This window comes from Bacillus sp. TH25 (genome assembly GCF_016650935.1).
Classification (GTDB): domain Bacteria; phylum Bacillota; class Bacilli; order Bacillales; family Bacillaceae_G; genus Bacillus_A; species Bacillus_A mycoides.
Window position 1 is genome coordinate 286,273 of record NZ_JAEKEU010000002.1, and the last position, 22,692, is coordinate 308,964.

Genomic DNA, 22,692 nt, shown 5'->3' on the forward strand with positions numbered 1-22,692 from the left:
CCTTTTTTTATACTTATTCATTTCGAGTTGGTTTTGGTGTAACACCTAAATGCTCATTTAACTTAGTCGAAATATCTTTCACATTTTTTTCGTTTGGAATGTAATAATAAATACCACCAATACGTTTATCCGTTCCTTCTATTTGCATCTTTTCCATTTGCAAATCTGATCCTGCCATATTTTTCGTAATAGCAAGCATATCATCAAACGTTAAGTTTGTTTTCATATTTTTATCAACTGCATCAAGTAGAGAGCCCATTTTACTAATAGATTGAACAGACATTGCTTTTTTCGCAATTGCTTCAATTACAAGTTGTTGTCTTTGACCACGCATTGTATCACTGTCAATTTTACGCGTTCTCGCAAGTGCAAGGGCTTGTTCACCATTTAAATGTTGGAAACCTTTTTCTAAATGAATCATACCTGCTTGGTCTTTACTATCTTGTTCTGTGAAAGTAACAGGTACATCAATATCAATACCACCAATTGAATCTACAATTTGTACAAATGACTCAAAGTTAAACTTCACATAATAATCAACTGGTACATTTAAAAATCTTTCCACTGTATCTCTTGTACTTTCAACACCACCAAATACGTGTGCGTGTGTAATTTTATCTAATTTCTTTCTAGATGGAATATAAACACGTGAATCACGAGGAATGCTTACTAATTTAACGGATTTATTATCTTTATTAATTGTCGCTAATAAAAGTGCATCTGTTCGAACCGCTTCACCATATTGGCTTTTTCTCATTTCGCTTCCATCGACACCCATGATTAAAATCGAAATATTATCCTTTAAAGGTTCCACTTCTTTGTCCCTTTTTGATGACTTATCAATTTTTGCATATGCATCACTTACAACAGCTTTTGCTTTGTTATATATAAACGATCCATATCCTACTCCTCCAAAAACAAGTAGGAAAAATGGAATTAAAATGAACCATTTTATTGATTTTCTTTTAGAACGTTTTTTACTGCTTCTCGTATCTTGTTCTAATTCAGAGCTCATGTTCATTCTCCTCTCTTTCTCTTTTCCTAGTATAATGTATGTCTAGTAATCTTCATATTGAATTTCCTTTCAATCACCTTACATTTTTGTAAGGTTACATCATGAATCCAATATGTATTCCATTTCACATTATACTCTCGTGCTTATTTTTGGCAAGTCACTATTTATCAACTTCAAAAATTTAACACTTCAAAACGTTCAAATTTACAGATTTATCATTCTGTTATTTGCAGGTAGTAAGACTTTCACCTCATAATTTAGCAGGAATAAAAGAGTCAAGTTTGTGCCGTGAAATTTTGATTGGTGATGACTAATAATCAGTGAGGGATAAATCCCCCACTGATTAAAGTTTCACCTTATTATTTCTCATTTGGTGTGTATATCATTTGCTTCCCATTATTATTAATTAAAGCTGATTTTGCTTGTATTTTCGTTTTTTCTATTTCTACATCTTTATTTGAGAAATTCACAATAATTTTAATATCTTTTCCATATGAAGCAGATTGTACTAGCTTATCTTCTGACAGATATGCAAAGTTCGTCATTTCTTCTTTTACTGCTTTTTCATGAACTTCATTCCAAACTTTCAGATGCTGTGTAATTTCTTTTTTATGCTTATTCCACTCTACTTCATCTAAATGGTACAACGGAGGAACATTATACAATAACTCATATAACATACGATTTCCAACTTCATCTTTCACCTTCAAACTTCCCCATTCCCAATGGTGCGTTGTAATAACGGAATCGTTGTATACTAATTTATATAATGGTACCGAATATACTGGATTTAAATATACTTGTTTATATTCTTCTTTCAACGGTACTTGTTTTGCATATTTTTCGGGAACATTTTGATTTGGTGACCAATATCCACCTACATAATACGGGCTTGTTTTGTTTTTTCTCATATCTTCATCGTCCCATTTAATAACTGGCGTTTCAATTCCATGAGCAAATGCAATCGTACTACTCGCAAAATCATTTCCACCCTCAGATCCAACTACCATCCCTTTTTCTTGTGCAATATAATCCATTCGTTTTAATCTGGCTTGTAAATCTTGTTCTTGTGTCGTTATATGTTTTTCTGAATAGTCATCATAAATTTCACCTGTCGCATCACAATCAATAAACCATGAATTATATTTAGGACCATTTTGTAATATATCGTTCATTCGCTCTTTTACACTAGGAAGTGATAATGTCGGATTTAATTTTCGGCCTCTACCTAGAAATCCTTGTACTTTTTCTCCATTTTTCTTCGTTACAGTACCCTCTTCATATAACGTTGGATCATTAAAGGAAGCTGTGTTCCAATTTTTATCACCTTTCTCATGAATAGAATGATAAGAATCATACGGACCAACTAAATATCCCGTTTTCTTAGCTTCTGTAACAAAATTAGGCTGCATATATCCTTGTTCCCAGTTCGGTAGACCAATCCACGCCTTTTCTATCCCGGCCTGTTTCATTTCCTTTAGTATATCCGTTCCATCTGCTTTACCCCATTTACTTACTTCTTCAACTGCATCACCGAGTACTGACTTTAATAAATGTTTATTTAAGCTATACAGCTCTGTCTTCGATAAGTGATCTACACCTTTCTTTAATAACACACTAGCTTCCTGATCAACTTTCGGGAAAATATCCTCTTTATACAATTCCTTCATAGATAATACTTCGTTTGTATAGCGTAAAATAACATTTTTTTGGTACTTATCGATAAAGTCTTGTTTACTCACTTGCTCAAATACATTCAATTCCCCAGGCTCTGAACTATTCTTTTGAATAAGCTCTTTTATATGGCTAAACACTGGGCTATTTATTTGCTCTCTTAACTTCGGCCAATTTACGTTACTTTCTGATAAACCATTTTGATTCCAAAAGTAAAAATGAGCCGCTCCGTAAAGTTTTTCAATTTCTTTATTTTTTCTTGCCTTTTCTTGTAATGTTTTAAATTCACCTTTTTCGACAATATTATCCTTGTACAGTTTAGCAATACTTACTGCATCATTATTTGTCACATATAATTGAAAGCCATATGTTTTATTTTTATTTATACTCGGGAATTCATGTGTAAAATCAAACCCTATTTTCGGATCTGAATGAAATTTCAATTCATTATTAAACATATTGTTCGCAATATATACAATCGAATATTTAGAACCATTTAATGCAAAAAACTTCATAGAAAAGGATTCAGCAAATGAATATGCATCATCCTTTAAAAACTTCTTCCAATTCTCATCATTACTTGGAATTTGCTTACCTTCCCATAACGGAAGTGTATAATTTTCAGCTTGCACTTTTGGCCATGTAAAACTTTCTGCACCAGTCGATTCCACTTCAATATTCAAGTGATCTTTTTTCTTTTCTAAATTTACTTTTACTTTTTGATCCGGATATTCCCATGATGTATGATCCTTGTCTTTTTTCAAATTCGATACCTTCATTTTCGGTAACGGTTGTGATGCCTGTTCTTTTACACCATCATGTTCTACAGTTAACGTAAAAGTCTCAGGATTTACATCGTAAGTAAAATCTTTATACGTCGCTTTCTTTATTTTAGACTCTTGTAAAGCATCATTACCTTTTACATCACACCCGACTAAAGTCGAAAATGACAATGTTGTAAGAAGACATATCGCTATCATTTTTTTCATCTTCTGCACCTCCACCAATGAATATACAGGAGGTTTGTTACAGGAATATGGCAAAAAATAATAGAGCTAGCATTATGCTAGCTCTATTATGAGCAAAAAAATTTACGTATAACTATAATCTGTTTAAAGAAAATATGTAATACAGTGGGACTTTAATCCTTATTTTTTTATTCTCACTAATAATTAGATCAAGCAAATCTAAATTCCATCAAGCTTTCCTTAACTGAAAAAGTAAGTGTATATAATATATCCTACAACTAGCACTAAAATTAATATCCCTGTACCTTTCCAATTCATACCACCTGTCATATCAGCAGGGCTACCTGATTTCGCCCTGTTGAGTCCATCATTCAAAGAACCGGTAGGATTATGTTTCAATTCACTTTGTCTCATGCGTTCTCTTTTTTCTTCTGGTGACTCTTTTGAACTCATATAATCACCTCTAAAATTAATGTTCATTCCGAAAAATCCCCTTTAAAATAGATTCTCCATAACGTAAAGAAAGCTAGCGATGCTAGCTTTCTTTATAATCCAATATGTTCTTCCTTATTTACAGTAGTCCCTTTATGATCAATTTCAAGCTCACATACTTTCATAGCTGCAAATACTCTCGCTAATTGGTCAGCTATTTCTTTACGCTTCTCGTACGGAGTTAAAATAAAAATGGATGGTCCCGCACCACTAAGCGCTGTGCCATATGCTCCGAATTCTTTTGCACATTTACGAATTGATGGTAATAACGGTACAAGTTCTAAACGATATGGCTCGTGGAAATGATCTCTTTCCATCATTTCACCTACAACTTCCCACTTCTTTTGGCATAATGCAGCTACTAATACGTTACTTATCGCACTAGCCTTAACCGCTTCATGAAACGGAAACATCTCTGGTAATACAGATCGACTTTCCTCCGTATTTAGCTCTTCATTCGGAATAAGAGAAATTACGCCTAATTCCTTACTTTCAATCCTTACAACCGAAACATTCTTTCCATCCAGTGCTCCGATTACAGTTCCACCTAGAATAGAAGCAGCGACATTATCTGGATGTCCTTCAAAATTTGTAGCAATTTGAACTTTTTGATCAGTCGTTAAATGTAAATTTCCAAGTTGATTCGCAAGCTCTATTCCTGCTACAATCGCTGATGCGCTACTTCCTAGCCCTCTTGTCAGCGGAATATTACTAGTAACTTCTATTATATGGGGTGATAAAGAAGGACATACTTTACATGCCGTGCTAACAATTAAATTTTTATCGTCTTTTGGAATTGAATCGTCAAAAGAATGTATCACTTGCCACTTATCAGCTTCTCCCTTTACACTTACTTCTAAATATAATGACAAAGCTATTCCAACAGAATCAAATCCTGGTCCAACATTCGCTGTACTAGCAGGAACACGAACTTTTAATGGTATCACGACATAATCACCCCTTTAATATGATCTTTAATTTGTTCTATATCATTTGACACACTTGCAATGTCTAATTTATTAGAAGAAATAGCGATATCAGGATCTTTTAAACCGTTTCCAGTTAATACTGCAACAACTGTTTCACCTTTTTTGATTTTTCCAGATTGAACATGTTTAATTACGCCCGCTAATGAAGCATTTGATCCTGGCTCTGCGAAAACTCCTTCAGTTTTTGCTAATAATCTATACGCATGTAAAATCTCCTCATCTGACACCATATCTATTTCACCATTAGATTGTTCGGCAGCCTCTACTGCATACGACCAACTTGCCGGATTACCGATGCGAATCGCTGTTGCAATTGTTTCAGGCGCCTCAATTACATGTCCTTTTACAATTGCCGCCGCTCCTTCCGCTTCAAAGCCGTGAATTCTTGGCTTCTTATAGCCTTTTTCTTTCTCGTATTCACAGAACCCTTTCCAATATGCTGTAATATTCCCAGCATTTCCAACAGGGATAGCTAGAACATCTGGTGCGTTTTGCAACTGGTCACAAATTTCAAATGCCGCTGTTTTTTGCCCTTCAATTCGATAAGGATTCACTGAGTTTACTAATGTAATCGGCTCTTCTGCAGCAATATTTCTTACAGCTCTAAGTGCATCATCGAAATTCCCTTCTATTGAAATAATCTCCGCTCCATAAGCAACTGCTTGCGCTAATTTCCCATGCGCAATTTTTCCTTCTGGTATTACGATAATACATTTCATCCCTAGGCGTGCCGCATAAGCTGCAGCTGATGCCGATGTATTACCTGTAGATGCACAAATGATTGCCTCTGCCCCTTCTTCTTTCGCCTTTGCAACTGCCATTACCATACCACGGTCTTTAAAAGAACCTGTTGGATTCGCTCCTTCATACTTTCCGTATAACTGAATCCCTAATTGTTTTGATATATTTAATAATGGAATAAGGGGTGTATTTCCTTCCATTAAGCTGACATCAGGTGTGTTTTCATTCACCGGTAAATACGAAGCGTACTGGTTTAATAGTCCTTTATACATATTGTTTTTCCTCCTCAATAATGTAGTAACTGTTTATTTCACTTGCGACATCTTCTATCGCCCCTAAAACTTGTTCGAATTGATATTTTGAAGTTCGATGCGTCACAACAACGACTTCTGCAAGCTCACGGTTCAAAGGTAATTGAATTACCTCTTTTAAACTCACAGAATAATCAACGAAACATTCTGTTATTTTTTTAAACATTCCAGGCTCATCTCGTAATGAAATGCGCAAAAAGTATTTCGAAACTACTTCTTCATCTCCTTGTAATTCATACGGCTCCGGTTCTTTTAATACACTTTTATTTTTCGGAACTTGATTCATATTTTTAACGATTGAAATAATGTCACTTACTACAGCAGAACCAGTTGGTAACTTCCCAGCTCCAGGTCCGTAAAACATCACTTCTCCTACTGCTTGACCGTGAACATACACCGCATTGAATTCATTATTCACATTCGATAGCGGATGATGACTTGGTAATAAAGTCGGTTCTACACTTAAGTGAATGGATGATCCTTGTTTTTCAGCTTTACCAATTAATTTCATAGTAAATCCTAATTTTTCGGCCATCTCTAAATCTTCTTTTTCAACCTTTCGAATACCTCTAACTTGAACATCATCTAAAGAAACATTCATCGAAAAACCTAAGTTTGCAAGAATTGCTACCTTTCTCGCAGCATCTAGCCCATCTACATCCGCTGTTGGATCAGATTCTGCGAAACCTAATTTTTGTGCCTCCTGTAAAGCCTCTTCATACGACCATCCATTTTGACTCATCTTTGTTAACATATAATTTGTTGTTCCATTTACGATTCCCATTATTTTTTCAATTTGATCTGACGCTAGCCCGTCTGTTAATCCTCTTAATATCGGAATCCCACCCGCTACACTTGCTTCATAACATAAATCACATTCATTTTTATTTGCCAGTTGCAAAAGCTCCGCACCGTATACGGCCATTAAATCTTTATTTGCTGTTACGACATGTTTCTTACTTTGTAAAGCCTTAACAATATGCTCTTTCGCTTCTTCAATTCCGCCCATTACCTCTACTACAATATCAATATTTGAATCATTTAGAACTTCATCGACATTACTTGTTACTACGATTCCATCAATGCAAACATCACGTTCCTTTTCCAAATCACGTACAACGACTGTCTTTACCTTTACTTCATATCCTGTATCAAGAGCGATCTTTCGATAATGTTCTTTCAAAATATGGACAACACCACTTCCGACAGTACCTAACCCTAATACCCCAACATTAATAACCTTATTCATCTTCTAATCTCCTCCTAAAATTTTATTTTTTATCTCTATCAATCACCTTGCTCTGCCATTTTTTCATGCAGGTGGTGGTTATTTCCGTACGTACTAATCGTTTCATGTTACCGCACCTCCTTTCAAAGTAATAAAAAAACACACTCATCCCTAGGAAAGGGACGAATGTGTTTTCGTGGTTCCACCCTTGTTCCAACCCAGATTTATTTCCTTCTAGGTTGCTCAAGTTCAGATAACGGCTGATACCGTCAATAATTACTAGATTACTCGTTCACTATTGAAGTTCAAAGGTGGTAAAACCATTTCTCGTGTTAGGAAGCTCACACCCTTGGCTTCCCTCTCTGTAAACCGTAAAAATGATTCCATGTCCTTGTCATTACTTTTTCGTTCATGTCTATTTGTTAACTATAGTTATCAATTTTTTAAAAAGCAAGCCTATTTTTACTAACTATTTTAAAGATAAGTTTTCATTATATTTCACAATAACATTTCATGAAGACTCCTCTTATTACGTATCTTACAACTTCGTAACTTATAAACCAGCAGTTCACATATGAAAATCTCATTCTAAAACGAGAAGTTTCGCTCTTACCTAAACTATATTAATAAAATAATTTTCAATACAATCTTTTCGTATAACTTTCTTCTAAAGAACGTCTAACTTCCTCTTCTGAAGCATTCACTTTCGCATGCTCTAATAACATCTTCGCTGCTGAAGGTAGCTCTTTTCTATTTAACCACGATTCTGGATCCCACATTTTTGAACGTATAAAAGCTTTTGCACAATGGATATAGCACTCCTCTATCTCAACAACAATTCCAAGTAACGGATTACGTCCATTCGCCTGCATTTCTTTCAAAATTTCTTCATCGTTTGTAATATATGCTGTACCGTTTATTCGGAGTGTTTCCCCAAGACCAGGAATAAAAAAGATTAACCCTACATTTGGATTTGAAATAATATTTAAAATTGAATCTATACGACGATTGCCCGGCCTTTCTGGAATGATAATTTTATTATTATTTAATACATATACAAATCCAGGTGCGTCTCCTCTCGGCGAAGCATCACACTCTCCTAATTTATTTGCAGTAGATAATACTAGAAAAGGAGATTTAGACAGAAAATCTACACAATGATGATCAAGTGATGAAATAACTTTTTTCAAAGCTCGCTCACTTGGTTGCCCTAATATTTGTCGTAATTCTTCCTCAGTTGAAATTATTGATTTTATTTTCTTACTCTCTATCTTCACTAATAATCACTCCTTTTTCTTTTTTTTTCCAAAATTCAATACAAATATTGTATAATAAAATTTGCAGAAAGGGGAATTTAAATGACAGAGTGGTTAACAATATTTGATCCTGAAAGAAATACACTTGGAAAGAAATTACGTGATGACGTGCATCGTGACGGTGATTGGCACGAAACATTTCATTGCTGGTTTGTAGAAAAAGATGCTGAGGATATGTTCTTATATTTCCAATTACGCTCTAAAAATAAAAAAGAAGCTCCAGGTATATGGGATATTACATCCGCCGGACATATTATGCATGATGAAGATGTACAAATTGGCGGTCTACGTGAAATTGAGGAAGAATTGGGTCTTTCCTTCCAAACGGCTGATTTAACATACAAAGGAATCTATAAAATAGATTATGAAATTTCAAACCTTACTGATCGTGAGTTTTGTCATATGTATTTTCACAATGTAATAAAGCCACTTCCATTTGCACCAGGTGAAGAAGTAGACGATGTGATGAAAGTACATGCAACTTCTTTTCTACAACTATTAAAAAGGGATATTTCATCTATAACGACTATTTCTGCTCTAAACAGTAAACCGATAACAATAACATTTGAAGATATTTATCCGTATGATCTTGAATACTATGAATTTGTTGTAGAACAAGGCAAAGAATTGCTAAAAAATAATAGTTTGTAAATAAAATATGACTCCCAGCTAATAATACTCGGGAGTCATGTTTTTTCCATTATTTCTCAAGTTTCTTTAGCCTTTTCTCTACTCGGATGATTAAACGTATAATTAACAATAGCATGACAGCCATAATCACTGCTGTTGTATGGGGATATCTAAACAATATACTAATAACACTTCCAATTAACATCATAATAAATCCATTTTGATTCATCACTTCTGCACTATACTTGTTACCCGCATCCCATAATTCCTTATTTTTCATTGATCGTTTCGTACGGTAACCGTATGCTGCGTTAATATCCGTTGGTGGATTTTTTTGAAGAATAAGTGCGGCAAGTATAAATATAATACCAATCAATATGCTTATTCCTATGTTTACTAGTGCATACATCAATCATATCCACCTCCTAACTTACACTTTCATTATACTATACAACTTTGCATGTTCCAATTATTAACATTTTCACTTTCTCTCTTTAGATGTCTGGAACATACTTGGAAGTGTTACAAAACGCGCTCCTTTCGTTTTTAACTGTGGAATGATTTTGTCTAGCGCCTCTACTGATCCTTGTAAATGTCCACCTGGAGTTGAATGTTGAAGTATAACACTACCTGGAAATGAATTCCCTAACACATTATTTGTAATTGTATCAGCACTTACACCTTTCCAATCAACCGTATCAACACTCCACTGTACAATCATAAAATTTTGTTCTGTCGCCCACTTCAATTGATTTTCAAGTATTTCACCGTACGGCGGACGTATAAACTTCGGTGCATAACCAGCTAAACGATTTAATATTTCTTCCGTTTTTATAATTTGATTATGGTACTCAGCCTCATTTACTTTCGCTAAATTCGGATGACTATACGTATGATTACCAATTACATGCCCTTCATTAGCGATACGCTTTACTACATTTGGATACCTTTCTGCATTTTCACCAAGCAGGAAAAAAGTAGCTTTTACATTATGTTGTTTTAACTTATCTAAAATTTTTGGCGTAAATACTAAATCTGGTCCATCATCAAATGTAAGAGCCACTTCTGCTTTATTGTATGGTCCTGAAAATGCATACGCATATTTTTCGGCCCACGAAAATGGTGTCCATGACCCTCGATCCTCTTCTTTCATTTCGGCTTCATAATTTTGAGGAACATGTAATGCGTATGGCATCGCATTTACATAGTCTCCATAATAAAATGAATGATATGGCATATAAGCATACGAAATATTGCGTTCTAGCCCCAAAGGAAATGGAACGAACATTTCTGGTGAATAAAAATAATACATGATAAAAACCTCCCTAAAATTTCATATGTGATTCAGCTGCACTTTGTTAGAGAAATTCTTATTCATGAACAAAAATAAGACTGTCCGTAATTAGGACAGTCTTACTGATTTATATACTTAATAAATTACTTTACTATCTTTCGGTAATTTTCTTACATGCTTTAAATAACTCGACACTTTGTCATCGGCATCTTGCGGATATTGATATTCATAAGTGTTAGCAATTTCGTTCGCAACTTTCCTAAATAAATCACCCCTTACGAAAAATGAATCCCAAATGTTTTCATATTCTGCATTTGAAAATGTCCTTTTAAACTGCTCCCAGACATCTTTTTCAACATATTGTTCGAAATGCTTTCCAAACTTCCCAGCATTAACTGTAAACTCTGTTTTCATACCGATATGCCACTCTAGCATTACAACCAACATATCTCGTACAGGGCCTTCAAGCATCCCTTTCGCATAAGAAAGTTCCTCGCGCCACAATCCTTTTCCTACATTTGTACTGCACCACCAAAATTCATTACAGCAATCCAAAAACTCTTTTTCTGTAGGCTTTTTTATCATGTAATCATTATCGTTTGCTGGTGCAAACTCGCCAATACAATTATCTTTATCAAGTAGCAATTTACTTAAACTATCCTGTCCAATAAATTTATTTATTAAATCCACTGGAACTAGCATTAAATCAATCCGGTTTCCATCCATAAACTGCATTAAATACGGAAATTTCCCGTCTTCATCCGCTGGAACTAACGACATTTCTTCCGGCATTTGCACAATCATTATTTCTCCAAATCTATTAATCCAACTATGATTACACGTAAAAGATTGTATATCTTTTACAACATAAATAATATCATAGTCTTGAAAACAATCTTTTTTCACATTTGGATTCACACGTGACCCATTCATGATGACAGCTCGAATTCTTTCATCCTCTTTTGCTGTATTTATAATTAAGTCTAGCATTTCTTTTTCAGTTCTCATCTATTCCTAACCTCCAATTTTTTATATAAACTTATATTGTTATGTATGTTGGAGGTCCACGAGCTAACTGCGCTGCACACAATACATGTTATAATTTTTGAAACTTCTTTTTCATCCCTTTTACCTCCTTACATCACTCTTTTACGACTGCCATTACAAATCCATCATACCCTTTACTTCCGACAGTTTGAAGCGCTGTAGCACTTACACGAGGCTCCGCAGCTATTAGCTCATAAAAACGGCGTATCCCTTGTACACGAGGGTCGTTACTAGTATTGTCAATAACTTCTCCTTCACGTACTACGTTATCCCCAATAATTACAGTACCAGGGCGTGATAGTTTCAGTGCCCATTCAAAATAAGCAGGGTTATTTTGTTTATCAGCATCTATGAAAATAAAATAAAATGGTTCATACTTCTCATTTTCTATTTGTTTTAAAGAATCTAACGCTAATCCTACTCGTATTTCAATTCTATCATTCAAATTGGCACGCTCAATATTGCTACGTGCAATTTCAGCATGCTTTTCACTTGCTTCTAATGTAACAATTCGTCCTCCAGATGGCAATGCTCTTGCAAGCCATATAGTACTATATCCGCCTAGAGTGCCAATTTCTAAAATGTTACGAGCTGCTACTAAAAATATAGACAAATATATATTCTTAGAGTATTCCTGCTTCTATGTATCCTGTTTCGCTAATTACTTGCTACTACAGTTTGATTTAACACTCCACAGGCGTAAATTCCGATGTAGCCCATCGTACATATATACAGTCTATTTACGTTAGTACTGTATATTCTTTTGCTTGTAACAGGTTGATTGACGCGTTCAAATCTCTATCCATTACATTTCCACAGTCACATTCATATACTCGGTCGGATAGCTTTAAGTCTACTTTCTTTTGACCGCAACATGAGCACAACTTTGACGATGGATAAAACCGGTCTACTTGACGTAATTCAATTCCATATTCCTCACATTTAGTCAAAAGCCACGTTTTAAAAGCATAAAAAGACTGCTTGGCAATTGTTTTAGATAGATGTTTATTCTTCAGCATACCTTTCACATTCAAATCTTCCACTGTAATAAACATTGGCTTGGTTTTCACCACATTTGTTACAATAGACTTTACATACTCTAGTCGAATATTCGCTAATCGAGCGTGCAACTTTTGTACCCTAAGAATATTTTTATCTATATTCGCTCTTTTATTAGTAACTGATTGTTCACCTCTCTTTTTTATATTGTTAAATTTACGTGATAAAGAACGTTGCTCACGTCTTAACCGTTTTTCTATCTTTTTTACTTTCCCTGTTTTATTTATATTTTTGTGAGTTTTTCCATCGCTACGTACAGCGAAATCTTTCACCCCTAAATCAATCCCTAAACCTGTTGAATTAAGTGTTGACTTCGCTTTTGTTTCTTCCAATTCGCAAAGCACAGATACAAAGTATCTTCCTGCTCTTTTAGATATCGTTCCGCTTTTTACAACCGCATCTTTCGGGATATATCCATGCTCTTTTAATCTCATCCATCCAATCGTAGGGATTTTTACTCTATGTCTTTCCACTGTCCAATCTGTTTTATTGTTCTTAGGGAAATAACATTTTACATCTTCATTTTTCTTTTTCTTGTAGCGTGGAAACTTAGATAAACCCTTAAAAAATCGCTTAAAAGCTTTATCACCGTTCATAATCGCTTGTTTTACGGCTTTACTTGATACTTCTTTTATCCACTGGTCGCACTCTTTCGTATGAATGTTGTTTAGCCATTTAGAAAAGTCATAGCCACTAAGAAATTTCCCCTCGGATTCATATATCTCTTTGTTTTTAGATAGGTATAGATTGTAAACATACCTGCACACTCCAATCGTTTGATTAATCTTGGTTATTTGTTCATTTGTCGGCTTAATCTCTATTAGATAGGCTTTTTTCATAGTTCTTCATCCTCCGACATTTTCTCAATCTATAGCATGAATGATAGATATAAAATACTGAGCAAGTTCTTCTTGTAGGGACAACTTTTCATTAGTAACAATGATAACTTCGATTCCCATCTTATGAAGGAATCTCCCAAACCAGTCGTAACCAAAACGAACAAACCTATCTTTGTGTGCGATGATGATGGTTGAAACATTTCTCTCCATGCAGTCATCAAGCAATTTATTCCTCTTGTTTCTTTTGTAGTTTAATCCACTAACACTATCTCTGATAACTTCATCTACTATCATCCCTCATGCATTTGCGAATGCTTTCAAACACTCAATCTGATTCTCTAATTTATCTTTTTGTCCTTGGTTTGATACTCTTGTGTAAATAACTGTTTTACCTACTTTATTTTCCATATATTTTCTATACAGTCCTTCTGTATAGTATCTTCTTCTCTTTGGGTTTCGGTAAGCAATTAAAGCACCTTGATTATCCCATCTGTTTAATGTCTTAACAGACACATTAATCATCTCTGAAAACTCTTTCGACAAATATCATTTAATGTTTATATTTTAATATATATATATGTCTGTGTTTTCACTTACTGTTGTTTCCTTCTTGAATTTGTACTAATAGTTGTAAAAACTTCCCTTGAGTCGGCGATACATCATGTGCTGGCAAATTAGCTACAGCATTTGCTTGAAGAACTTCTTCTAATATAGAATCTTTCGGTATTAATACATCACTCATATATTGATCAACAGCCGTCCATTTCTCAATCTTACTCATGAAAATACCATCCCCTTCAATTTTTTAATACTTTTCTACCATTCACATTTGATTATACCGAAAATTCAGTTTCAAATACAAAGAATAAAGAAGGGACACCCACTCCATTACAGAATAGATATCCCTCTTTTTTATAAATTTATCCCTTACGGATTAGTAGACCAAAGTCCAGCAGATTTAATAAATGTACGTTTATTTAACTTCAGCTGCGCTACGATAAACTCTGCAATATCTTCTGCTTGCATAACTTTATCCGGATTTCCATCAGTTAATCCTAAATCTACAGCCATATCAGTTGCTACTGTACTTGGAGTTAAAGCCGTTACACGAATGTTATGTTTACGAACTTCCATTGCTAACGATTCTGTTAAACCAAGAACACCAAATTTAGAAGCACTATATGCACTTGTTACTGGTGCACCTTTTTGTCCTGCTGTAGATGAAATGTTAATGATATCACCAGATTGTTGTTCAATCATACTTGGTAAAGCTGCACGAGTTGCATAGTATACACCCATTAAGTTTACTTGAATGATTTTTTCCCAATCAGCAACGTCTAGTTCTAAAAACTTACCGAACTTAGAAATACCAGCGTTATTAATTAAAATATCGATAGATCCTAAACCATTTTTTAACGTTTCAATTGCAGTCGTTACTTCTTCATATGAAGATACATCAGCAGTCGCAATAACAGCTTTTACACCTTCTGCTTCCACTTCTTTCGCTACAGCTTTTAAGTTTTCTTCTGAACGAGCTAAAAGACCTACATTTACGCCTTCTTTCGCTAACGCAATCGCTACAGCACGACCAATCCCTCTACCTGCTCCTGTAATTAAAGCATTTTTTCCTTGTAATAATTCTGCCAAGTGTAACACTCCTTAATCATCTCAGTTGTTTATTATATTAAAAGTGTATCTATGTTTATGCAAAAAGGCAATGATGCACTTTTATGTGCGTAGGTTACTTATAGGTAACTATAGTAATGGTAAATGCATTTTTAAAGAAAAATAGTGTTAGAAGGCCTCCTTCTAACACTATTTTTCTTCATGATTTGGAATACGCACAATAAATTCTGTACCATTTCCTTCTACACTCTCAACTTTTATTTCTCCTTGATGAAGGTCGAGTACTTTTTTTACAATCGCTAAACCTAAGCCACTTCCTCCATAAGCACGGTTTCGTGAAGAATCCGCTTTATAAAAACGTTCAAAAATATGTTGTTTCTGTTCTTCGGATATACCAATTCCCGTATCATGAATACTTACTTCCAGGAATTCCTTATGTTCTTTTAAATGAATTGTAATCGTGCCACCATTTGGTGTGAATTTAATACTGTTATGAATTAAATTAATCCATACTTGGCTCATACTTTCTTTGTCTGCAGTAACACACACTTTATCCATATCAAGATCTAGCTCAAGTCCTTTTTCATCCCAAAGAGGCTCACTATTTAACACAATTTGTTTCAACTGTTGATCTAATCGATAAGTGGCTCTTTCTGGTGAATACTCCTCTGACTCTAAAAGTGTTAGCTTCAATAAATTTTGACTCAATTTAGATAATCGCGTTGTTTCAGTTTCAATAATAGTAAGATAATGTTTTCTTTTTTCAACTGGTAGATTATCATCTTGTAGCGCTCGAGCAAATCCCTTAATAGATGTTAATGGCGACTGTATTTCATGAGAAACATTCGATACAAATTCTTGTCTCATTTTCTCCATTGCATTAAGTTCATCCGTCATATCGTTAATACTTTTTACAAGCACACCAATTTCGCCATCATACTTTTCTTCATTCCGTATTTTTACAGAGAAGTCCCCTTTTGCAATTTTTTGTATCGGTTCAATGATCGTCCAAATCATCGCCTCTCGCTTCGGTCTCATTAAAATCCCGATTAATGTCCAAATAAGAACGATAAAAACAAAGCCGACCATATCACTAATTAGAAAACTAATAAAAGGCGATACGTTTATTTCAAAAGCTTTCATTAGACTAGACGATACAAAAAAGGCTATTGACCAAATTATAGTAAGAAAAGCAAAGAGCGCTACTATCGCCCCTATTACTTTTAACATCTTCATCTTACTCATTCTTTCTCTTTTTCTCATTTACTTACCTCTAAGCGATACCCTAAGCCCCTTATCGTCCTTATACTAAACTTCGATAGCTCTTCTTGAAACTTTTCACGCAACCGATTAATATGAACGTCTAGCGTGCGTTCATTCCCTTCAAAATCATATCCCCATACGTCTTCTATTAATTGCTCTCTTGAACAAGTTCTTCCCGCTTTAGATCCTAATGTAAAGAGCAACTCAAATTCTTTTAGCGGCAGCGTCACCGTTTGTTCTCCAACGTTAACTTCAAATGTTTTACGATTTAACAGTACATTCCCAACTTGAATAGATTGCGATACTGTAATTTGGTAACGTTTCAATAACGCCTTCACTCTCACAACTAATTCTAAAGGATCAAATGGTTTTACAAGATAATCATCTGTTCCGAGGTGAAATCCTTTTACTTTTTGAGATGTTTCACCTTTAGCAGTCAGCATAAGAATTGGGATATCATAGTATTTTCTTAATTCATAACATAAATCAAACCCATCCATATTTGGCATCATAATATCAAGAATCGCCATATCGACTTTCACTTCTTCTATTTTTCGAAGAGCATCTAATCCATCAACGGCCTCATATGTTTGAAAACCTTCTCGTTCCAAAAATACAGAAACAAGTTCTCTAATGTGCGGATCATCATCTACAATTAAAATTTTGGGTATCAAGGAATCATATCCTTTCTGCTTAACATACTTTTTAGCACTCTAAAATCAACAATCAGTGAAGTGCCCCTTCACTGATTGTTTTCATTCTATAATGCTCCTTCTTTAATTTTCAATTGTTGCATTGCAAATTCACGGTACATGTCATGTGTCCGTAATAACTCATCATGTGAGCCACTTCCTGTAAGATTCCCTTTTTCAATAAAGATAATTTTATCTGCATCTACAACAGTAGAAAGTCTATGCGCAATAACTAAAGTTGTTCTACCTTTCATTAAGTTATTTAACGCCTTCTGAACAACCGATTCCGATTTACTATCAAGACTTGAAGTCGCTTCATCTAACATAAGGATTTGCGGATTTCGTAGTAACGCTCGAGCAATCGCAATTCGTTGTCTTTGCCCTCCAGAAAGCTTCACACCACGCTCTCCAACTTCTGTTGCGTATCCACTTGGTAAATCATGAATAAACGCATCAACATACGCCATCGCTGCTACTTTTTCAATTTCTTCATCCGTCACTTCACCCTCAACACCGTAACAAATATTATCACGAATCGTTCCATCAATTAACGGACTATCTTGTGAAACGTAACCAATTTGACGTCGCCATGATTGTAATGAATATGCTGTAATTGGTTCTTTCCCTAATTTTATGAAACCACTAGTTGGCTCATAAAAACGTTCTAACAGCGAGAATAAAGTTGTTTTTCCGCTACCACTTGGTCCTACAATCGCCGTTACTTTTCCAGATTCAATCGTGAAGTCGATATTTTTCAAGATTTTCTCTTCTTCGTTATACTCAAAATGTACATTTTCAATAACGATCGGCTGCTTCGCATTTGTAACATTCATACCTGTTTCATGATCTTCTACTTCATATTCTAAAATCGTATTAATTCTTTCGGTTGCACCAATTGCTTTTTGGAACTGAGTAAAGAACATAGATAACTGACTCATCGGCATAATAATTTGAACTAAATACAAAATAAATGCTACAAGTTCACCTGTTGTTAATGCACCACTAGAAACTCGCATTCCACCATACCCTACGATAATAACAAGCAATGCCATTAAAACAAACGACATAACAGGTGAAATTAATGCTTGCACTTTTCCTTCTTTCAAACCAAATTGCAATAATTTTTGGATACCTGTATTACCTGTTTCATATTCTTTTTTTTCCGTATTTGAAGATTTTACTAAACGAATTTCTGATAGTACTTGTGTTAATACACTAGTAAAAGAAGCCGTTTCATCTTGAAGTGCTTTTGAAATCTTATACATTTTCCGTCCAAGTGGAACTAAAATTAGTACCGATAATGGAATAACCGTTAAAAGTAAAATTGTCATTTTCCAGTCTAAAACAAATAATACAATTAATGACCCAATAATTGAGATACCACCTGTTAATAAGTTTGACAAATGCTCAGAAATTAATGTTTTAACAACACCTGTATCATTTGTCATACGACTAATTGTATCTCCCGTTCTGTTTTGATCATAATAAGAAACTGGTAAAATAAGTACCTTTTTCCACAATCGTTCTCTAAGTCCAGCTACAATTTTTTGTCCAATATAATTCAGTAAATAAATTGACAATCCTGCAGCAATTGTTTGAATAATAAAGAATGCAATTAATCCAACAATTTGTCCCGTACTAATTGAAGAAAGTGAAAAATTATCAACTAAACCTTTTGTCAGCATTGGAATAAACAAACTCGCTCCAGTAGAAAGTAAGCTCATTATTAATGCAAAAATAAGAATGCCTTTCGGTGGATTTGTATCTTGAATGAGACGTAAAAACTGCCTCCAATTCCCTTTTTTCTTTTCTGTATTCCTAACTTCCATTGTCGTTCATCTCCTCGTTATAAACAAAACTATTCTTTCTAAAACTAGAATACGCTATAAATGTAAACTGAATGTAAACACACTTTTTTCTAATTTTACAAAATATACATATAAACTCATCTTTACAACAAGTATAAATATCTGATATTATTACCTGGTACTTATTATTATTCTATGTAAATTATAGACTACGCATAGAAAATATATAACTAATTTTATCAATTAGCTAATTTAAAACACTATATAAATCTCCAGCATTGAAAGGAGTATCCTTTTTGCAAACAAATAAACATTCCGAAAAGGAAACAATCATTTTTATTCATGGATTAGTTGGAAATCGCCGCGCCTTCAAAAAAGAGCATAAACGATTTTCTGCCTCCTACAACATTATAACTTATGATTTATTAGGTCACGGCGACGATAAAGGAGAAGCTATCGACTTTTCAATACAGCGCCTCGTAGATCAATTATTGAACTTGTATGAAAAAGAGGGAATTAAAAAGGCTCATATTTGTGCTCTAAGCTATGGCTGTTATATCTCTACGACATTTGCACAAATGCATCCAGAAAAAGTATTGAGTATTTGTCATATTGGTGGACATTATAATAACCCTTCCCGTTTATATAATGTTTTTCAGAATTTTTGGGAAAAACGCGGTGATGAATATTCATCTTGGCTTTCTCAGTATGCTAGTACTATTTTTCCAAGTGGAATACTAAGGGCAAATCCGTTCGCTGTTATTTCACGAAATATTTATTACCGTTTCGGATTACAATTACACTCGTCCATTATTGCTGAGTCATTACGACATCGCTTAGAATTCGACTTGAAATCTAAATTAAAAGCACTTCCCCACCCTATACTATGGGTAATGGGTGAACATGATCATCTCTATAAATCTTGTCTCTTTGATTTGAAGTCCATTCTTCCGAACGTTTTATATAAAGAAATTCCATTAGCAGGTCATGCAGCAAACTTATTCCGTCCAAACTATTTTCATGATTTATATGCTAAGTTTTTGCATGGGAAATTGACATAAAGTGAAACTTTAATCAGCGGGGGTTTGTCCATCCCCCGCTGATTATTATCCCGCAAATAGCAGGATAAATACTACTATACTTTTAGTTTATCCAACTATGAAAAAGGCTTCCCAAGTTTCCCTGGAAAGCCTTTTCTCTATACGAAAAGTATATAAAATACTTTTTCTTAGTATGCTTTTGTGTAACCTAAAATGTGCTTACTCCAGTAAGAGTTGCTTACAGAGCTAATGCGTACACCAGTTGCGTCAGTTTCTGCACTGATGAACTGTCCATTACCTAAGTAAACGCCCATGTGAGAAGGACCTGATTTATAAGTATTTTGGAAGTATACTAAATCACCTGGTTGTGGATTGCTAGTTTTTGTTTTAGAGCTCCAGTATCCAGCAACTGTTTGACGAGCGCCTTTATGACCAGTTTGATTTAATACGTAGTGAATGAATCCACTGCAGTCAAAACCAGCAGGTGTTGTACCAGCAGTTCTGTATGGTGAACCATTTAAAGATCTAGCGAATCCAGCGATTGAAGATGTATCTCCACCTGTTGGTGCTGTTGGTTTTTGTACTTGATTAGTACCTTCGTTACCACCAGTAACTACATTGTTCACTCCGCCTTTTACAAACTTCACAAAGTCTGCACTTACGTAACCTGTACGGCCGTTATGGTTAATTTTATACCAACCATTTTCAGCGCCAGTAACGTTTAATACTGTACCGTTTGTTACCCCACCAATTACAGGGTTATATGTAGCTGGACCTGTGCGTACTTTTAAAGCACCTGTGTTAACAACATATGATCCACCAGTTTGAACTGTAGTAGTATTGTTGTTGTTGTTGTTGTTGTTTGTAGTTGGTTGCTGAGTTTCGTTAGATACAGCTGAACCACCTTTTGTTACGAAGTCTTTACTTACGTATCCAGTTCCACCATTGAAGTTAATTTTAAACCAATCTTGAACTTCACCTACAACTTGAACTGTTTTCCCTTTATTTACAGAACCTAAAACAGTATGAGATGCACTTGGGCCTGTACGTACGTTTAGTGAAGAAACGTTTACTGTGTAAGTACCTGTTCCTTGTTGAACAGTAGTTCCTTTATTGCCACCAGTTGTTACGAAGTCCCCACTTACATAACCTGTTTGACCATTTACACTAACTTTGAACCAACCGTTTTCTTGTCCAATTACTTGAAGTACTTGACCTGCTTTTACTTTAGAAATAACGTCATGTCCTGTACCAGCACCTGAACGTACATTTAATACATCAGCTGTTACCGTGTATTTTAATTCAGAAGTTGTTTCTACCTTTTTTGTTTCAGTTACAGTCGTTTGATTTTGAGTTTGATTTTGAGTTTGATTTTGAGTTTGTCCATTAATTTCTTTTAGCGCATCATTTGAAACTTGTGCATGAGCAGAATCCATTCCTGGAACTGCTACACCTACTACAGATGCTGCTGCTAAACCTGCGATTACTTTTTTCATAAGTTGTCTTTACTTCCTTTCCCTACTATCCTCTTGAGAAAACTATAAACTTAGTACTTTACAATATTATCAAAGTAAAATATTCATCCAGTTCCATTTTTTAGCAAGAGTTTTATTTTTCACACATCGTTTATTTTAAACGATTGAAGTGAATTTAGTGTGAACTTCATGTGAACTTTATCATTAAACAGTGTGTTTTTGCAACGGTTTTTTCAAATTTCTTATGTATTTCATTGAAAATTCGACATTCCATTCATTATCTTAATATATATTTTTCTTTTGCTATCCACTTTAAAAAACTCTATTAATCTAATACAATGCAAAGAATGTATTTTCTAGTAAAGTCCCTTCCATGAAGCATACTCTTATCATGACAAAAAATGCTTTTTTTATCAATAGTATAATATTTTTAGAAAACTATTTTTGATATTATCCATCGTTTTTAAAAGATTTGACGATTTGTAAGATTTAACTCCAAAAATTCTGTTCTAATTTGACGAAAATGCACATCCCACTATCTATTTTTCACTATCCATGGAATTTTCAGGATATTTATATTATCATCTATAAAGTAGGATTTTAATCCATACAAATTTTATTCACCCCACACTGAAACCAATCGAACTTTTACAGGTCGGTATTCTATACGTAGCATTGAATTTTGATATGGAAGCCTTACTGCCCGCAAATAGTGAGATAAAAAAAGGAGATATATTTATGAAAAACATAATAGATGATCCTATAAATAAAAATATAGAACTGTACTATGCTTTTTTTCAATTCGTTTCAATTATAACATTACAAAAAGTATCAACTATTGAAACACGTAAAAACAAATTAAAAAATCAGATGAAAAATTCCTACAAAAAAATCCTTACTACTTATAAAAGGTGAACAGATTATATCTCTGTTCACCTTTTATTTTTTATTTTATTTGTAAATTTTCACACGAGTTTCTAATGGCTGATATTCTTTATCTCCTGCAGAAACTACTGGTTTACCAAATGGCATTTGCGCAGTTAACTTCCAGTTTGCAGGTACATCCCATTCTTTCCTTACTTCTTCATCAATCAAAGGATTATAATGCTGCAATGTAGCACCAAAACCTTCAATCTCTAATGCTGTCCAAATCGCAAATTGCAACATTCCAGAAGATTGCTGAGA

20 protein-coding genes, 3 pseudogenes and 1 other annotated feature are annotated in these 22,692 nt (G+C 34.4%); of the genes and pseudogenes, 3 read left to right on the forward strand and 20 right to left on the reverse strand.

The annotated features are described in order from the left end of the window. Positions 1-13: 13 nt before the first annotated feature. The 7 genes from JFT89_RS01565 to JFT89_RS01595 form a co-directional block, all read right to left on the reverse strand. Positions 14-1,015, reverse strand: a complete 1,002-nt coding sequence (locus tag JFT89_RS01565; RefSeq protein WP_483862140.1) for an LCP family protein — start codon at positions 1,013-1,015, stop codon at positions 14-16. A 359-nt stretch (positions 1,016-1,374) separates the two neighbouring features. Further along, a complete protein-coding gene (locus JFT89_RS01570) occupies positions 1,375-3,678 on the reverse strand; it encodes a glycoside hydrolase (RefSeq protein WP_201039394.1) in 2,304 nt (767 codons plus the stop codon). Between the two features lie 219 nt (positions 3,679-3,897). Further along, positions 3,898-4,110 carry a DUF6366 family protein gene (locus JFT89_RS01575; RefSeq protein WP_002064918.1) on the reverse strand — a complete coding sequence of 71 codons (213 nt, stop codon included), beginning with the start codon at positions 4,108-4,110 and terminating at the stop codon, positions 3,898-3,900. A 92-nt stretch (positions 4,111-4,202) separates the two neighbouring features. Continuing rightward, entirely contained in the window at positions 4,203-5,096 is an 894-nt protein-coding gene (gene thrB, locus JFT89_RS01580) for a homoserine kinase (protein ID WP_201039395.1), read from the reverse strand. Further along, positions 5,093-6,151, reverse strand: coding sequence for a threonine synthase (gene thrC, locus JFT89_RS01585; RefSeq protein ID WP_016094234.1), 1,059 nt, complete (start codon positions 6,149-6,151; stop codon positions 5,093-5,095). The genes thrB and thrC overlap by 4 nt, the downstream gene beginning before the upstream one ends. Then, positions 6,144-7,439 carry a homoserine dehydrogenase gene (locus JFT89_RS01590; RefSeq protein ID WP_002064915.1) on the reverse strand — a complete coding sequence of 432 codons (1,296 nt, stop codon included), beginning with the start codon at positions 7,437-7,439 and terminating at the stop codon, positions 6,144-6,146. Before JFT89_RS01590 ends, thrC begins: the two co-directional genes overlap by 8 nt. A 154-nt stretch (positions 7,440-7,593) precedes the next feature. Next, positions 7,594-7,825 (reverse strand) — a binding site (T-box leader). A gap of 231 nt (positions 7,826-8,056) precedes the next feature. After that, on the reverse strand, positions 8,057-8,695 hold the full coding sequence (locus JFT89_RS01595; RefSeq protein ID WP_016094235.1) for a pyridoxamine 5'-phosphate oxidase family protein: 639 nt from the start codon (positions 8,693-8,695) through the stop codon (positions 8,057-8,059). An 81-nt stretch (positions 8,696-8,776) separates the two neighbouring features. On the opposite strand from JFT89_RS01595, the gene JFT89_RS01600 reads away from it, so the two are divergent. Continuing rightward, complete coding sequence (locus JFT89_RS01600; RefSeq protein WP_016094236.1) at positions 8,777-9,385, forward strand: NUDIX hydrolase; 609 nt, start codon at positions 8,777-8,779, stop codon at positions 9,383-9,385. 49 nt (positions 9,386-9,434) lie between these two features. Here JFT89_RS01600 and JFT89_RS01605 read toward each other — a convergent pair whose 3' ends face one another. From JFT89_RS01605 to JFT89_RS01660, 11 genes and pseudogenes are all read right to left on the reverse strand, one after another. Beyond that, positions 9,435-9,773, reverse strand: coding sequence for an SdpI family protein (locus JFT89_RS01605; protein ID WP_016094237.1), 339 nt, complete (start codon positions 9,771-9,773; stop codon positions 9,435-9,437). A gap of 72 nt (positions 9,774-9,845) precedes the next feature. Further along, positions 9,846-10,676, reverse strand: a complete 831-nt coding sequence (locus tag JFT89_RS01610; RefSeq protein WP_016094238.1) for a peptidoglycan-N-acetylglucosamine deacetylase — start codon at positions 10,674-10,676, stop codon at positions 9,846-9,848. 117 nt (positions 10,677-10,793) lie between these two features. Next, entirely contained in the window at positions 10,794-11,666 is an 873-nt protein-coding gene (locus JFT89_RS01615; RefSeq protein ID WP_016094239.1) for an aminoglycoside 6-adenylyltransferase, read from the reverse strand. Between the two features lie 133 nt (positions 11,667-11,799). Beyond that, on the reverse strand, positions 11,800-12,318 hold the full coding sequence (locus JFT89_RS01620) for an O-methyltransferase (RefSeq protein WP_016094240.1): 519 nt from the start codon (positions 12,316-12,318) through the stop codon (positions 11,800-11,802). 127 nt (positions 12,319-12,445) lie between these two features. Then, positions 12,446-13,603: an RNA-guided endonuclease InsQ/TnpB family protein gene (locus tag JFT89_RS01625; protein WP_201039396.1), complete on the reverse strand. Its 1,158-nt coding sequence runs from the start codon at positions 13,601-13,603 to the stop codon at positions 12,446-12,448. 24 nt (positions 13,604-13,627) lie between these two features. Beyond that, a pseudogene (locus JFT89_RS30075) lies at positions 13,628-14,125 on the reverse strand (IS607 family transposase). A gap of 76 nt (positions 14,126-14,201) precedes the next feature. Further along, a pseudogene (locus JFT89_RS01640) lies at positions 14,202-14,384 on the reverse strand (hypothetical protein); the annotation flags it as partial. Between the two features lie 146 nt (positions 14,385-14,530). Then, the gene (locus JFT89_RS01645; protein WP_000818985.1) at positions 14,531-15,250 is read right to left on the reverse strand and encodes a 3-ketoacyl-ACP reductase; all 720 of its coding nucleotides are present in this window, start codon (positions 15,248-15,250) and stop codon (positions 14,531-14,533) included. Positions 15,251-15,418: 168 nt separating this feature from the next. Next, positions 15,419-16,492, reverse strand: a complete 1,074-nt coding sequence (gene hitS, locus JFT89_RS01650) for an envelope stress sensor histidine kinase HitS (RefSeq protein WP_016094245.1) — start codon at positions 16,490-16,492, stop codon at positions 15,419-15,421. Next, positions 16,489-17,166 carry an envelope stress response regulator transcription factor HitR gene (hitR, locus tag JFT89_RS01655; protein WP_002012350.1) on the reverse strand — a complete coding sequence of 226 codons (678 nt, stop codon included), beginning with the start codon at positions 17,164-17,166 and terminating at the stop codon, positions 16,489-16,491. The genes hitS and hitR overlap by 4 nt, the downstream gene beginning before the upstream one ends. Before the next feature lie 86 nt (positions 17,167-17,252). Next, positions 17,253-19,013 (reverse strand): ABC transporter ATP-binding protein, encoded by a 1,761-nt coding sequence (locus JFT89_RS01660; RefSeq protein ID WP_002031356.1) that lies wholly within the window; start codon positions 19,011-19,013, stop codon positions 17,253-17,255. A gap of 275 nt (positions 19,014-19,288) precedes the next feature. Here JFT89_RS01660 and JFT89_RS01665 point away from each other — a divergent pair, with 275 nt between their 5' ends. Next, positions 19,289-20,053 (forward strand): alpha/beta fold hydrolase, encoded by a 765-nt coding sequence (locus tag JFT89_RS01665; RefSeq protein ID WP_002135756.1) that lies wholly within the window; start codon positions 19,289-19,291, stop codon positions 20,051-20,053. 167 nt (positions 20,054-20,220) lie between these two features. Here the strand turns inward: JFT89_RS01665 and entFM are convergent, their stop codons facing one another. Further along, entirely contained in the window at positions 20,221-21,528 is a 1,308-nt protein-coding gene (gene entFM, locus JFT89_RS01670; protein WP_201039398.1) for an enterotoxin EntFM, read from the reverse strand. 717 nt (positions 21,529-22,245) lie between these two features. Between entFM and JFT89_RS01675 the strand changes: the two are divergent. Next, positions 22,246-22,415, forward strand: a pseudogene (locus tag JFT89_RS01675) (DNA mismatch repair protein MutT). Positions 22,416-22,458: 43 nt separating this feature from the next. Here the strand turns inward: JFT89_RS01675 and JFT89_RS01680 are convergent. After that, positions 22,459-22,692, reverse strand: a 234-nt coding sequence (locus JFT89_RS01680) for a nitroreductase family protein (protein WP_483862141.1), incomplete at its 5' end; no start/stop codon positions are given.

What these genes read in the sequence shown, in the direction of transcription:
- thrC (WP_016094234.1), bottom strand. Translation starts at nt 6,151, where the DNA reads ATGTATAAAGGACTATTAAACCAGTACGCTTCGTATTTACCGGTGAAT.
- JFT89_RS01660 (WP_002031356.1), bottom strand. Translation starts at nt 19,013, where the DNA reads ATGGAAGTTAGGAATACAGAAAAGAAAAAAGGGAATTGGAGGCAGTTT.
- JFT89_RS01615 (WP_016094239.1), bottom strand. Translation starts at nt 11,666, where the DNA reads ATGAGAACTGAAAAAGAAATGCTAGACTTAATTATAAATACAGCAAAA.
- entFM (WP_201039398.1), bottom strand. Translation starts at nt 21,528, where the DNA reads ATGAAAAAAGTAATCGCAGGTTTAGCAGCAGCATCTGTAGTAGGTGTA.
- JFT89_RS01610 (WP_016094238.1), bottom strand. Translation starts at nt 10,676, where the DNA reads ATGTATTATTTTTATTCACCAGAAATGTTCGTTCCATTTCCTTTGGGG.
- JFT89_RS01600 (WP_016094236.1), top strand. Translation starts at nt 8,777, where the DNA reads ATGACAGAGTGGTTAACAATATTTGATCCTGAAAGAAATACACTTGGA.
- hitS (WP_016094245.1), bottom strand. Translation starts at nt 16,492, where the DNA reads ATGAGAAAAAGAGAAAGAATGAGTAAGATGAAGATGTTAAAAGTAATA.
- JFT89_RS01605 (WP_016094237.1), bottom strand. Translation starts at nt 9,773, where the DNA reads ATGTATGCACTAGTAAACATAGGAATAAGCATATTGATTGGTATTATA.
- JFT89_RS01590 (WP_002064915.1), bottom strand. Translation starts at nt 7,439, where the DNA reads ATGAATAAGGTTATTAATGTTGGGGTATTAGGGTTAGGTACTGTCGGA.
- JFT89_RS01625 (WP_201039396.1), bottom strand. Translation starts at nt 13,603, where the DNA reads ATGAAAAAAGCCTATCTAATAGAGATTAAGCCGACAAATGAACAAATA.
- JFT89_RS01565 (WP_483862140.1), bottom strand. Translation starts at nt 1,015, where the DNA reads ATGAGCTCTGAATTAGAACAAGATACGAGAAGCAGTAAAAAACGTTCT.
- JFT89_RS01575 (WP_002064918.1), bottom strand. Translation starts at nt 4,110, where the DNA reads ATGAGTTCAAAAGAGTCACCAGAAGAAAAAAGAGAACGCATGAGACAA.
- JFT89_RS01570 (WP_201039394.1), bottom strand. Translation starts at nt 3,678, where the DNA reads ATGAAAAAAATGATAGCGATATGTCTTCTTACAACATTGTCATTTTCG.